The sequence below is a fragment of the uncultured Rothia sp. genome, assembly GCF_963544205.1.
GTDB lineage: Bacteria > Actinomycetota > Actinomycetes > Actinomycetales > Micrococcaceae > Rothia.
The window spans coordinates 147,823-160,925 of record NZ_CAUUDY010000002.1 but is presented as its reverse complement, the minus strand read 5'-3'; the positions used below and the strand labels follow the sequence as shown (position 1 = coordinate 160,925).

General features: G+C 58.7%; 12 protein-coding genes. 9 read left to right on the top strand and 3 right to left on the bottom strand.

What is annotated here, in order from left to right; all coding sequences use genetic code 11:
* The first annotated feature begins 338 nt into the window (after window positions 1-338).
* The 9 genes from RWZ58_RS02640 to RWZ58_RS02600 all read left to right on the top strand — a co-directional run bounded on the left by RWZ58_RS02640 (window position 339) and on the right by RWZ58_RS02600 (window position 9,675).
* Entirely contained in the window at window positions 339-977 is a 639-nt protein-coding gene (locus tag RWZ58_RS02640; RefSeq protein WP_314657188.1) for a hypothetical protein, read from the top strand.
* On the top strand, window positions 974-1,807 hold the full coding sequence (locus tag RWZ58_RS02635; protein ID WP_314657187.1) for a type VI secretion protein: 834 nt from the start codon (window positions 974-976) through the stop codon (window positions 1,805-1,807). Before RWZ58_RS02640 ends, RWZ58_RS02635 begins: the two co-directional genes overlap by 4 nt.
* Window positions 1,808-1,891: 84 nt before the next feature.
* The gene (locus RWZ58_RS02630; RefSeq protein ID WP_314657186.1) at window positions 1,892-2,872 is read left to right on the top strand and encodes a hypothetical protein; all 981 of its coding nucleotides are present in this window, start codon (window positions 1,892-1,894) and stop codon (window positions 2,870-2,872) included.
* On the top strand, window positions 2,869-3,507 hold the full coding sequence (locus RWZ58_RS02625) for a hypothetical protein (protein WP_314389901.1): 639 nt from the start codon (window positions 2,869-2,871) through the stop codon (window positions 3,505-3,507). The genes RWZ58_RS02630 and RWZ58_RS02625 overlap by 4 nt, the downstream gene beginning before the upstream one ends.
* A 228-nt stretch (window positions 3,508-3,735) precedes the next feature.
* Window positions 3,736-4,833 (top strand): hypothetical protein, encoded by a 1,098-nt coding sequence (locus RWZ58_RS02620; RefSeq protein WP_314657184.1) that lies wholly within the window; start codon window positions 3,736-3,738, stop codon window positions 4,831-4,833.
* Window positions 4,834-5,019: 186 nt separating this feature from the next.
* Complete coding sequence (locus RWZ58_RS02615; protein ID WP_314657183.1) at window positions 5,020-6,171, top strand: pyruvate ferredoxin oxidoreductase; 1,152 nt, start codon at window positions 5,020-5,022, stop codon at window positions 6,169-6,171.
* 297 nt (window positions 6,172-6,468) lie between these two features.
* Complete coding sequence (locus RWZ58_RS02610) at window positions 6,469-6,939, top strand: DUF4870 domain-containing protein (protein WP_314657182.1); 471 nt, start codon at window positions 6,469-6,471, stop codon at window positions 6,937-6,939.
* 234 nt (window positions 6,940-7,173) lie between these two features.
* The gene (locus RWZ58_RS02605) at window positions 7,174-8,466 is read left to right on the top strand and encodes an adenylosuccinate synthase (protein WP_049327414.1); all 1,293 of its coding nucleotides are present in this window, start codon (window positions 7,174-7,176) and stop codon (window positions 8,464-8,466) included.
* A 171-nt stretch (window positions 8,467-8,637) separates the two neighbouring features.
* On the top strand, window positions 8,638-9,675 hold the full coding sequence (locus tag RWZ58_RS02600) for a magnesium and cobalt transport protein CorA (protein WP_314657180.1): 1,038 nt from the start codon (window positions 8,638-8,640) through the stop codon (window positions 9,673-9,675).
* Between the two features lie 37 nt (window positions 9,676-9,712).
* On the opposite strand, the gene RWZ58_RS02595 is transcribed toward RWZ58_RS02600, so the two are convergent.
* The 3 genes from RWZ58_RS02595 to RWZ58_RS02585 form a co-directional block, all read right to left on the bottom strand.
* Window positions 9,713-10,396 (bottom strand): integrase, encoded by a 684-nt coding sequence (locus tag RWZ58_RS02595; protein ID WP_070687185.1) that lies wholly within the window; start codon window positions 10,394-10,396, stop codon window positions 9,713-9,715.
* Window positions 10,397-10,674: 278 nt separating this feature from the next.
* Window positions 10,675-11,712: an iron chelate uptake ABC transporter family permease subunit gene (locus RWZ58_RS02590; RefSeq protein WP_314657177.1), complete on the bottom strand. Its 1,038-nt coding sequence runs from the start codon at window positions 11,710-11,712 to the stop codon at window positions 10,675-10,677.
* Window positions 11,713-11,737: 25 nt separating this feature from the next.
* Window positions 11,738-13,024 carry an iron ABC transporter permease gene (locus RWZ58_RS02585; protein ID WP_314657176.1) on the bottom strand — a complete coding sequence of 429 codons (1,287 nt, stop codon included), beginning with the start codon at window positions 13,022-13,024 and terminating at the stop codon, window positions 11,738-11,740.
* Window positions 13,025-13,103: the final 79 nt, after the last annotated feature.

The following is a 13,103-nucleotide window of genomic DNA, read 5'->3' as shown; positions in this document are numbered from 1 at the left end:
TTCGGCGTCGATGCGACCGGCCGCGGGGGTTTGGGGAGGCGGTGTGTGTCACGGTGCTCCTTTGCTTGGCTCCCGGGGTGTTTCTGGGAGGCTTGTGGTGTTGTTCTGGTGGGTTCCAGCTGAACTTGAACACACTAGATGTGAACTAGGATACACCTCAAAATGGCTTGTGAAGCGTTTATTACTTCTAAATGCATCAAATTGTGGACATGTTCGACCCTTTTCTTTTTCACGTTTTTCATTTGCACTCGGGTTCAGGTTCTTTTCAGGTTCGGTTGTTACTGTAAAACCATCTATTGAACATCTATCAAAAATGTTGGGATAGGGAGGGTCGAACCATGGTTAAGCGACGCATTTCCACTGAGGATTCTGTTCTGCTGATGTCCTCCCAGATTATTTACGGTCGCCCCGGCCCACGGATAGAACGCATCCATAGGGGAGAGGTGCAGGGCATCCTCACCGAGCGCAGCTCATCCGCCTGGCAGATTGGCGATGTGGTAGGCTACGCCCCCATGGAAAAGCCACCCGAAACCTTGGATATGAAGAGCCTTTTCACCGACTGGAGCGGCTTCACCTGGTATGTCCTGGGGCCGCTGCTTCGGATGGTGTTCTGGTCATCTTTCTTTATCGTGCTGATGAGCCCGATACTTTTCAGCCTGGGTTTCAGGGGAGTGGGCGAGGAAATGGCGATGATACTTGTCATTTTTTTGATTCCGCTCTTTTATTTCCCTCCACTGATTTTGATTGTGGGCTTTGTCGGCCTCGTCGCAGAAATCTGGTTGCTGCTCCTCTGCGTAGGAAAGTTTCTGAATGCTGTTGGGGATGCCGTCGAATCGACGCGCCTGCTCGTTAGGCAGCACAAGATTCAGCAGGATTTTCAGTTCCGGCTGGTGTACGAGTGCACCCCGCTTGACGGTGGTTCAGCCACGGCGTTGCTGCACCGCATCTTTGAATCGCACCATGAGGAGGAATCATGACCGCCGATAACAACCAGCCCATCGACGACCAACCCGTTTCCCCTCATCAGCGTGTTTTGAAGGTGGCACCCCAGGTGCATTACGGTCGCCCCAACCCGCAACTGATGCGCATCCACGCCGATGATGTTCAGGGAACTCTCCCCCAAGGAGAATTGCCGGAGGAGCACGGCGGCGAGCTGGTCGGATACAGCCCCGTGCCGGTTCCTTACCGTAAGCCTGGCACTGGTAGACGTGTGGTGGAGGCGTTGGCATATCTGGCGTTGGCTATCGCGGCGAATCCTTTCGTATATTTCTTGTTGCCTTCTTATACCCTGAGCGAAGAAACTCTAGGTTCTCTTTACCTGGCAGGCATAGGATTTTCGGTGCTGAGCATCGGTATTCTTCCGCTAACGCTGTTCTTTTTCTCTCTGTGGGCTCTCATCAATTTCTTAGGTGTGATGGTGCGGCTCATCTGGAGGCGTAAGGCCGGGGAGAAGCTTACGTTCCGGCTGGTGTATGACTGCGCCCCGCCCTCTAAAACAAACCAGGAGCGCTACGCTTCGCCTCGTCGTATTGGCATTACTCAGCCGGTGACGAGTTTTGGCGGTTCGTCTGATTCATCTCAGAAGGGGGAGGCGAAGCTTCTGTTCTTTGCCGTTTCCGTACTGAATCCTTATATTGCGGCGGGGATTCTCTCCATTACGGGCCTGTTCGGGGCGGGGCCACTCGTCGCAGCTCTCTTTGTGACGGTGAATCAGGTGAGCGCAGGGCTCATGGGGATTCCCGGCATCATCTGGTTTGTGGCGTGGATTCTGAGCCTTGTGCGGCTTAACGAATCGGACGAGGCTTAAGCAGATGAGCCCCCGCGCATCGAACACACAATGTAGACAACACAACAGACACATAACAGCAGACAAGCATTGGAGGAGGTCACCGTGGCGGAGCATCGCGAAGCACCGAAAAACCCTCAGAACCCAACCGAGAAGAGCGATAGCGAGTATCAGCCCCTCTGGGATATGGAGCAGCCCGCCCCCGAATACTCGGCTTTGCTACTTCACGGAACGCCGGTTCCCACGCCGACCGGGGATATTCCCGAGCCGGTGAAGGAGGTCCTGGAGATACAGAAGGCTCGTTCTGCATCCGCGACTGCTGATTCTGCGGTTCCTGCTGCGCCCGATTCTGCGGTGTCCAACCCTGCAACGCCCAATCCTGCGGCATCCACTCTGGCGGTTTCTGCTCCTGCGCCGTCTGTGCAGGCGGCGAATTTTTTCCCTTCCGCGGAGGGGTACCCGGTGCTGAACCGCCCGCTGTATGGCCGTCCAGGCCCCACGATGCGCCGCATGTCCCCCATGGGCACGGAAGGTAGCGCAGCCACAGATCAGCAGGTGCCAAGCGTGTTTCCCACCTGGCAGGAGGGGAAAGTAGTGGGTACACCGCGACCCATCGGGTATATCTCAGCGACCCCACTTGCGGGCAAGGTGCGTGTATCAGACCTGTGGTGGAAAGCCTGGCCTGAGTTCATAGTGCTCTTCTTCGTGGGTGTGGTGTTTAATCCCCTGACTTATCTTCTGTTGGCTACCGTTACAGAGGACCCTCGCTTCGGCGGGTTTGTTTACTATTTCTTCCTGATGCTTTCTCTGGTGACGGCGGGTCTTCCCATGTTCTTGTGGGTTGGTGCGCTGTTTTTTGCGCTACTCCGAGTGAGCCGAAAGTATCGGGCACTGAAGTGGAAGGCCATGCCTCTCGGGTCGTTCTGGTTCTACCTGGTGTACGACCGCCTGCCTAAGGATGCCGAGGAGATGCAGTGGATCCTGGGTGCGGCGTCTTCGATGTCTTCCGTGGCGGTTGCACCTACTCCTCAGCCGCCGGTCGCTCCGAACCTTGGCTCTGCCTCGAACATGGGTGGCGCATTATGACCGGTGGAGCGCAGGCGCAGAGCCTGCAGTGGCGGATGGATTCTTTCACCGTTGATGCCGCTCTGCCGGTGGCGACGGAACCTGTCTACGGCATCCCCGACTCGAACCTGCAGCCCATGCAGCTACTGAGTGCGCTGTCGAAGGATGCCGGACCCACGCAGGTGGCTTCTGTGCGCTGGCAGAATCAGCCCGGCACCGCTGCGGCTCTGTCTGCACCGGGTCTGTCTGCACTGGGGGAAGACACCGGCGAAGCTCGGGCTGTTGGCTACATCCCCGCAAGTACACCGGAAGCCACCGTGGATTGGGCTAAGGCTCGTCTCGGGTACGTGTGGTGGCTGATTTTGTGCGTGGTGTTGCAGGTGGTCAACCCGTTCCTTGTGCTGCCCCTGCTGTATATGGTGGATGAGCAGGCTGCATGGCAGGTTTTTGGCGCCTATTTCTTTGTCGGGCTGTATTCGTTTTTCACGGTGCCTTTTATTTGGCTTGGCTTGATGATTTATTCGCTGGTGAAGTTCCCGCAGAAGCGTCGGGAGGCGGTGGCGCGGGCAACGACGTACGGTGCGTTCTGGTACTACCCGGTGTACGACTGCCTGCCGGAAGGATCTCCTGTTCCAAACTCAGTGGATGCAGCCTAAATAGCTTCCCGTGAGTCTCGGAGCTCCGGCAGCACTGAACCCCCGGCAGTGTTAACACGTGAGTGTTTGCGCTTGTCCGGGGGTTTTTAGATTCTGGCGGGCAGGTTTTAAGGGACTGTTCAGTATGAGCTGGTACTGTGGGTGCGCTAGGAGTATGTCAGGTGAGCGAAGGAGACAACCATGGCAGACCGCCCCACCGCGAAACGTGAAGGTACGCATCACGAAAATATGAAACACGAAGAGGCATACCAACCCCTCTGGGACACTGACCAGCCCATCCCGGAATACATGACGCTACTCATGGGCGAGCAACCGTCGACCACAGAAGATGCTGAGCTGCACGAAGACTCCGAAGAGTACGAGTATGAAGAGCTAGAGCACCCCGACCCGGATTATGAATACGTCTACCCGGGCGCCCCTAAGCGCTACGACTCTGCGCGTAAGGACTCAGAAGATGAAGAGCCCGAGTATGAAGATGATGAGTATGAAGAGTACGAGCCTGAACCCTCTGATGATGCTGACGATAACAAGGATGATACGGAGAACTCCCAAGACAACCGGTTGGTAGCGCTCGCCTCCACCCAGCCCGCCCAGGCCACTGAGCCCACCCAGCCAGCGCTCTCTGCCTGCGAGGGAACAACCGAAAATACGGGACGCCTCACGACTGACGGAACACAGACGCAGAGCCCGCCGGAGCCTACGAAGCCCTCTACCGTTGACACTTCCTTGCCCGTGGCAACGGAACCCGTCTACGGTATTCCTGACCCGAACCTGCAGCCCATGCAGCTACTTCATGCGCTGTCGAGTGATGCCGGGCCTACGCAGCTGGCTTCAGTGCGCTGGTGGAATAAATCTGGTGCCGCTGTGGCTCCGTGGGACGCGCTTGGGGAAGAGACGCCGGGGGAAGAGGCAGAGACCGCGCGGATGATTGGTTACATTCCTGCAAGTACACCCGAAGCCACCGTGGATTGGGCTAAAGCTAGGCGGGGCTACATGCCCTGGGTAATTTTTGTGGTGGCGATGCAGGTCATCAATCCGTTCTTACTGTTGCCACTGGTGAATATTGTGAGTATGGATGCGGCGTTGCAACTTCTCGTACTCTATCTCGCCCTTGCGGTGCAGACGACGCTCCTGGCGCCTTTGATATGGCTGATACTGATGATCTACTCCTTGGTGAAGCTCTCGCAGAAGCGGCAGGAGGCGGTGGCGAGGGCAACGACGTACGGTGCGTTCTGGTACCACCCGGTGTACGACTGCACCCTGCAGGAGGGTGCCCACCCGGACGAAGCGGGGGAGCCTGAGGGATTGTCAGCGTCAGCGGAGTAGCTTCCCGCAAATGCCCCCCAGTAGACCCCTGATAACGTTGAACCCCCGGCAGTGTTAACACGTGCGTGTTGGCGCTTGTCGGGGGCTTTTTCTCAGCTTTTATCAGGCAGGTTTCAAGGGACTGCCCAGTGCACGCTGGTACGGTGGTGCCACTAGGAGTATGTCTGGTAAGCGAAGGAGACGACCATGGCAGACCGACCCACTGAAAATATAGAAACTGCAAAGAAGGAAACTGCAAAGAAAGACGAGGCGTACCAGCCCCTCTGGGACACCGACCAGTCTATCCCGGAATACATGACGCTACTCATGGGCGAGCAGACGCAGAAAAATGAAGACGCTACGCTCCACCAAGAATCCGACAACGAAGACGAAGAGCTAGAGCACCCCGACCCCGCTTATGAATACGTCTACCCGGGTGCCCCCAAGCGCTACGACTCCGCGCGGAAAGACTCTCATGACACCGACGACATCGAAGAGCCGGAAGACGCATCAGAAGATACCCCGGAAGATACTCACGAATCCCGCAAGGGCGACGATGCGAACCACCCGGTAGCGCTCGCCTCCACTGAGCCCGCACCCTCTCCTGGTGCGCAAACTGAGGTAATAGGGGCTGCCCACGCCTACGGGGAATATATTCTGCTGGAACACCTCGGTCTGCATCCGGGCGCTATTCTGCCGGTTATTCCTGAGCCGTTCTTCGGCATCCCCGACTCGAAACTTATCGAAATGCGCCTGCTGGATCGTTCCCAGGACGAGTCCGCACCCATGCAGGCGTGCGCTGCTCACCTGAACCCGGTCAAGGACGAAGGGAACCCCACCTCTCGGGCAGCCAAGCTGCAACCGGTGGGCTACGTCCCCATCAATAATCCGTTCGCTGGCTCCAACATTGAAGAGATCGAGAGTCAGCGCACATTCTGGAAGACCGTGCTTATTGTCCTGCTGATACTGAACCCGTTTGTGCTGGTTCCTCTGGTGAGCATGTTCGATTCTAGTGCCGGCATGTCGATGCTGCTCTTCTTCATCACTATCGGTGTGGGATCATTGTTTGTGGTGCCGATCCTATGGATTGTGGGTATTGTTCAGGCGGTGAAGCGTAAGAACCAGCTGAGGGAACTCCTCCAGAAAATAGAGACGGCACATGTCGAGTTCTGGTACTACCTGGTGTACAACCGCCTGCCGGACGACTACACGGGCATCAACGGATACACGAAGAAACAGGGTTTTTTCGATGAGTATGAGGCGTTGAAAAAGCAAGAACACGCAAAGCTACGCGAGGCCGCCGCACTACATAAGCCCGCCGCGCATCCTGCGCTCGCCGATGAAGAGAAACAGGACTAACGACCAAACCACACAGCCCCGAACTGTATAACGACCTGCCCCTCCACGCACATATGACCGCGTGGAGGGGTAAGTTGCGTCTTTTCCTTGTCATGTTTCCCTGTCATATTCGGGTTTCTTCGTCTGTTGTCCGGCGAGGGTTAATACTCCATTTACTTTGCCTTGATAGGGTGAAACCATCACGAGCGTTGCGACCAAGCAGAGCGAGGCGGGCACCCTCCGAGAACGGCGAGTTAGCCTGCCGCCGCACCTCAACGATTAGCTGTATCCACTCATCGATAGATTAAGGAAAGAACGATGTCCCAGAACCCGAACCCTGAACAGTACAACCAGTACTCCCAGCAGGCACCCTCCTACTCGCAGGCGCCGGGTCAGCCGTCCAACGGTTACGTAGTCTCCTCCAAGGACGACCAGAACATGGCGATGCTCGCGCACCTGGCTTCTGCGATTCTGTCTCTGCTGTCCTTCGCATCCGCAAGTATTCTCGCGCCGCTGGTCATGTGGTTCATCTACAAGGACAAGCCCGGTTACGGTTTCACTAAGGAAGCATCCCGCCGCGCGTTCAACTTCAACTTCTCCCTGTGGCTCGTCAGCATGGCTTCCTGGCTGCTGATTATTCTGACCTTCGGCATCCTGGGCATCATCCTGTGGGTTGTCCCGACGGTTGTGACCGTCCTGATGGTTATCTTCCACAGCCTGGCTGCTATGGCCGCAAACCGTGGTGAGCAGTACACCTACCCGATGACTTTCATCGAGATCATCAAGTAGTCTTCACGGCTCATACCGGTAACGCCCCCGTCCGAATATCGGATGGGGGCGTTGCCGTGCCCGGTGAGGCTCACCGACACCGTATCCGGCACGCCTACCGCCCCGTCACACGGGACTTAAAGGGGCGGGCACGGTATCATTAGAAGAGGTGTGCCTACCCGGATCATGAGGCGGTAGGTCGCCGCCGCGCCGTGAAATCCGGTGCGTATCTTCAAGGCTTTCAAGGAGCACAAAATGTCAGCTGTCGTGATTGTGGGCGCCCAGTGGGGCGATGAGGGTAAGGGTAAGGCAACCGACCTGCTCGGCCCCCGCGTAGACTACGTGGTCAAGCCCAACGGCGGTAACAACGCCGGTCACACCGTGGTGGTGAACGGCCAGAAGTTTGAGCTGAAGCTGCTGCCCGCGGGTATTCTGAGTGATAATGCCGTCCCCGTGATTGGTAACGGCGTGGTTGTTAACCCCGAAGCTCTGTTCGCTGAGATTGACGGCCTTGAGGCACGCGGTGCAGACACCTCCCGCCTAAAGATTTCCGCTAACGCACACCTGGTCGCACCCTACCACCAGACCATGGACAAGGTGACCGAGCGTTTCCTCGGCAAGCGCGCTATCGGCACCACCGGCCGCGGTATCGGCCCCGCCTACATGGATAAGGTTGGTCGCCTCGGCGTGCGTGTTCAGGACATCCTGGACGAGTCGATTCTGCGTCAGAAGGTTGAAGGCGCACTGCGTCAGAAGAACGAACTGCTGGTGAAGGTGTACAACCGCCGCCACGTTGAGGTCGACGAAATCGTCGAGTACTTCATGTCTTACGCTGAGCGTCTGAAGCCCATGATCGTGGACACCACCCAGCTGCTGAACAAGGCACTGGACGAGGGTAAGACCCTGCTGATGGAGGGCGGCCAGGCAACCTTCCTGGACGTTGACCACGGCACCTACCCGTTCGTGACCTCCTCCAACCCGACCTCCGGCGGTGCCTGCGTTGGTTCGGGCGTGGGCCCGACCCGCATCTCCCGCGTGATTGGTATTCAGAAGGCGTACACTACCCGCGTGGGTGCTGGCCCGTTCCCGACCGAGCTGTTTGATGAGATGGGCGAGTTCCTGCGCACCACCGGCGGCGAGTTCGGCGTGAACACCGGCCGCCCGCGTCGTTGCGGCTGGTACGATGCCGTGCTGGCGCGTCAGGCTGTGCGCATCAACGGTTTTACCGACCTGTTCATCACCAAGCTGGACGTTCTGACCGGCCTGGAGAAGATTCCGGTCTGCGTGGCTTACGACGTTGACGGTGTGCGCCACGACGAGATGCCGATGACTCAGACCGAGTTCCACCACGCTAAGCCGATTTTCGAGTACTACGACGGCTGGACCGAGAACATTTCGGACGCGAAGAGCCTGGATGAGCTGCCCGAGAACGCCCGCAAGTACGTGCTGAAGCTGGAAGAGATTTCTGGCTGCCGTATCTCTGCGATTGGTGTGGGCCCGGACCGCGACCAGACCATTGTGGTTCGCGACCTCATCAACGAAGACTAAGCGCAATAATTCAATACGTGAAAGCCCCCCGAGGGTGCCTTACAGGTGCCTTCCGGGGGCTTTTTCTATGCCGGGTGCACGCGCGGTGCACATGACCGGGCGGGGCGCATCCCGTATGCTGGAAAGAGCGCCCCGCACACGCGGCGCCAAAGCGTACAGAGGAGGACAACGATGACCTACATCACCGGAGCCATCTACCCCAGCGGCGACCGCATCCGCGTAGGCGCACCCGAAGAAGAAACCTTCACCGCCTACCAGCAACCCGACACTGCCGTAGCCCTCGGATACGCCAACCCCGGCATCCACGAACTGCACGGCCTGCAAGAAACCTTCAACCTTCACGAACTTGCCATTGAAGACGCCGGACGAGGACACCAGCGCGCCAAACTAGAACGATACGGCGACTCCCTCTTCACCGTCATCCGCCCCGCCATCTACCTCGACAAAGAAGAAGAAGTGCGCCTCAGCGAACTGCACCTCTTCACCGGCCCCCGCTACACCCTCGCACTCGTCCGCGACGAACAACGCAGCGACCGCAACATCAACGACCAGTTCAACCTGCTCTACGCCACCCCCGACGCATCACCCGCCCGACTGCTGCACCGCATCCTCGACAACACCGTCGACGGGTACGCACCTGTGCTCGACGGCCTCGAAAACGACAACGACGAAATCGAAGACATCCTCTTCTCCACCAGCGAGCGGCGAGATGCCAACTCCCTCGCACAGCGTATCTACGAACTGCTCAACCAGGTCATCGACTTCCAGCGTGCCTGCCGACCCCTCGAATCCATGATCGGCCGCATCATCGAAGGGATGCGCACCGGCGCGCTCGACCCCTCACCCTACCCGGGCGCATCCGACGAAGAAAAGAACGAAGAAGCGGTCGAGCTCGCCCGGCAATTCCGCAACGTGCTCGACCACGTAACCCAAACAAAAGAACGCCTCGAAGACCTTCGCAGCTCCCTTGAAAACGCCCTGCGCGTGCACGACACCCTGCTTGGTCAGCAGCAGAACGACGACACCAAGAAAATCTCCGCCTACGCGGCGCTACTCATGGTGCCCACCATCGTTGGCTCCGTGTACGGCATGAACTTTGAGGTCATGCCCGAACTCAAATGGGAGTTCGGCTACCCGGCCGCACTGCTACTCATGGTGGGTTCCTGTCTGCTCCTCTACTGGTTCTTCAAGAAGAATAAATGGCTCTGATATGCGCGTATGCCGCATAAGGCATAAACGATATACCTTATGCGGCACGGTCGTACTGGGCACGCATCGCGCGGCGGCAATCACGACGCTCACGCTTGAACTTCTTACACACAGCCTCCGAATCGGCAAACATGTAGAAGTCCTCCGGCTCAGCCGACAGACCCAAAGTCGACAGCTCAACCAGCGACAGCATCGCGTAGAACATCTCGCGGCGCAGCTCAAAATTGCAGGCACCCGGAGCGGACTCCACCGCGAACACACCCCCGGTGCACTCCAGCGCGCGCATCGCCCAGTGCTGAGTCCACAGGTCACCATTGACCGGGCTCACGCCCAGGCGGGTCAGCGCCAGGCCGGTACCCTGCACACGTTCAAAGCGCAGGCACATCTCCAGGTCCTTCTCCAGGGGGAACACGAACAGCAGCGCGTTCTGCGCCGACGCACGCAGCTCAGCCAGGTTCGCCTCGTAACCGGAAGCGCCCTGAGTCAGCTGACGCATCACACGGCCCATAGTCGAAGACACCGGCGCGGTGCGGAAGCACGAACCCTCAGCCACCAGCTGCTCCAGAACGGCGCGGAGCTCCTCCACGTTGAAGCGCTCCATACGGACGATGGTGCCGGACTGCATCAGCAGGTTGAACTCTGCATCACGGCACAGCTGCTCATCTGCGGTGCAGGAAATCTCTGCGTTTGCGTACTGGCTCTCGTGAGTGGTGTTTTCCATGACCGTTCCTTCCGTAGATGCTGAATCAACCTAGCGGCGACACCGGAGGAGACGGCGTGCCCGGTTGGAAGGATCGTCCCTTCCAACACCTACACTCTATGAGCGACCCCTGACACGATAAGCAGTTTTTAATCTACCCCGGGGTAAAACTGGGAAAATTCTGAAACCACCCGTGAAACCCAGCGAACCCCCCCCCGTGAAATCCCGTAAAACACAGAAAACCGGGTGCCCCCACAATCGGGAACACCCGGTCACTCATACGGAATAAGACGGCGCAACTAGCGTTGACGGTACAGCAACCACAGCATATACACGCCACCCAACGCGCCCGTCACCAGACCCACCGGAATCTGGAACGGCGCCAACGCACGAGCCGACACAAAATCAGCCAGCACCAAAATAACCGAACCCAGTAACGCCGAATGCCACATCGCCATACCCGGAGTGTTCCACAGGCGGCGCGCAATCTGCGGGGCAACCAGCGCCAAGAAACCAATTGGGCCGGCAACAGAAATCGCCACAGCCACCAGGAGCACGGCAGCCGCCACCAGCATGTTCACGGTCCTCTTCACAGGCAAACCCAAACCCGCCGCCAAATCGTCGCCGAGCTCCAAGACGCGCAGGCGGCGCGTCAACAACAGAACCAGCGGAATAGCCACCAGTAGCAGCACCGCCTGAACCGACATCTGATTCCACGACAGAGCATTCAGCGAGCCGTGCTGCCAGGTCTTTGCCGCCTCCGCCTTCTCCAGGTCACCGCGCGTAATCAGGTAATCATTCACGGAACTGAGCATCGCACTCACCGCAATACCGATCAGCACCATCTTCTGACCCATCGTCGCGCCACCGCGGGCACCCGCAAGAAGCATCACCACAGCCGCCGTCGCAAAACCGCCAATAATAGCGCCCATGCCCATACCCACGCCGGTAGAACTCAACGACCCAATCAGCACCACCGACAGGGCACCGGTCGCCGAACCCACCGTGAAACCGATAATATCCGGCGAACCCAGAGCATTACGCGAAACCGACTGAAAAATAGCGCCCGACAAGCCCAAAGCCGCACCCACCACCACGGCGGCAAGCATACGCGGCAGACGCTGATTCAATACCAGCTGACGCTCAATCTCCGTGCCCTCACCCTGAAAAATCAGGCGAAACACCTGATCAGGGCTCATCTGATAACTACCAAACACCAGGGAGGCGACCGCCGCCACCACCAGCACCGCCACCACCAGCAGGGTACGCGGAATGGGGGTGCGGTAACGCCCCGGGATACGCACAGACCCGGCTACAGAACGAGACACAACGCTCACAATAAAACCTCTCAGAAACCGGGACCTACGAACCAGATACGCCAGTCGAACCAGACGAACTCGAACCAGACGAACCGTGCAGAACAGGGTGGTGAGCACGATGCGCGCCGTGCTCCGACACGTGAGGCGGGCCCGCCTCCTCGTGCGCCTGCGCCTTTGCACCCATGCGGCTCTTCTTCGCACCGCGCGCACCGGTACTCAACCGCAGCACCAGAACCATCAACACCGGGGCACCAATAAAGGCGGTCACAATACCCACCTCAAGCTCACTGGGCATGACCAGAACCCGACCCAAAATATCGGCGGCAAGCACCAACACCGGGCCGTACACGAGCGAGAGCGGCAGTACGCGCGCAATATCGGAGCCCACCAGCAGACGCACCACATGCGGCACGACCAGACCCACAAAACCAATCGGACCCGCAACCGCGGTCGCCGCACCACACAGCGCCATAATCGCAATAATCGTCGCCCCACGCACCATGGTCACCGGCACGCCCAGGCCGGCTGCCGCATCCTCACCGAGCGCCAGGGCACGCAGGGGACCAATCAGCATGAACGACAGCACCAAACCCAGCGCCACAAAGGGCAGTGCCGAGAGCACCTGCTCAAAGGTGCGGTTCTCCAGCGAACCCACCACCCAGAAGCGGTGCGAATCAAAAGCCTTCGAATTAAACATCGTGATAATGCCGGTAATCGTGCCCAGGCAGGCATTCACCGCCACACCCGTGAGCACCAGACGCGCCGTCGAATCCAGGTTCGGCTTAGAATCCACCAGGCCCATGACGAACACCAGCGCCGCCGCCAGACCCGAACCCAACAGTGCCAGCCACAGCTGAACGAACGGGGACGACACCCCAAAAACGCCCACACCCACCACCACGGAGGCGGCAGCACCCGAGTTCACACCCAGCAGACCCGGCTCAGCCAGCGGGTTACGGCTCAACGCCTGCATGAGCACACCCGACACCGCCAATGCGGCACCCACCAGCAACGCCGCGGCGGTGCGCGGGGCACGCTTTGCCCAAATCAGCTTCGATTCGATGGTGTTCGCCTCCGGGTGGAGGAAACCGTCAATGGAGCGGTCCAGGGTGAACATGCGCGAACCCACCGCAAACGACAGGGCGCAGAGCAGTACCAGCAGAACGCCGCCAATGATGAGCGCAATCGCCAGACGCGAGATGGACTTGCCGCCCTGACCGCCCGAGGAGGCGCCAGATACGGCGTCCGAAGAAGCGGAGAGAGCACGAATTTTCGCCAGGGAGGCTTCGCTGACGGCGGGGCCGGAAGAGGTAGTGGTCTGTTGGGTCATATGCCTTGGAGGTGGTGGGGGAGCGGTGTGCTCCCGTGCGGGCGGAGGATGTTCAACGTATCAATAGATAATTATTAAG

Coding starts and splice junctions, on each gene's coding strand:
- RWZ58_RS02635 (WP_314657187.1), top strand. CDS start 974: ATGACCGCCGATAACAACCAGCCCATCGACGACCAACCCGTTTCCCCT.
- RWZ58_RS02640 (WP_314657188.1), top strand. CDS start 339: ATGGTTAAGCGACGCATTTCCACTGAGGATTCTGTTCTGCTGATGTCC.
- RWZ58_RS02620 (WP_314657184.1), top strand. CDS start 3,736: ATGAAACACGAAGAGGCATACCAACCCCTCTGGGACACTGACCAGCCC.
- RWZ58_RS02605 (WP_049327414.1), top strand. CDS start 7,174: ATGTCAGCTGTCGTGATTGTGGGCGCCCAGTGGGGCGATGAGGGTAAG.
- RWZ58_RS02615 (WP_314657183.1), top strand. CDS start 5,020: ATGGCAGACCGACCCACTGAAAATATAGAAACTGCAAAGAAGGAAACT.
- RWZ58_RS02585 (WP_314657176.1), bottom strand. CDS start 13,024: ATGACCCAACAGACCACTACCTCTTCCGGCCCCGCCGTCAGCGAAGCC.
- RWZ58_RS02610 (WP_314657182.1), top strand. CDS start 6,469: ATGTCCCAGAACCCGAACCCTGAACAGTACAACCAGTACTCCCAGCAG.
- RWZ58_RS02625 (WP_314389901.1), top strand. CDS start 2,869: ATGACCGGTGGAGCGCAGGCGCAGAGCCTGCAGTGGCGGATGGATTCT.
- RWZ58_RS02600 (WP_314657180.1), top strand. CDS start 8,638: ATGACCTACATCACCGGAGCCATCTACCCCAGCGGCGACCGCATCCGC.
- RWZ58_RS02595 (WP_070687185.1), bottom strand. CDS start 10,396: ATGGAAAACACCACTCACGAGAGCCAGTACGCAAACGCAGAGATTTCC.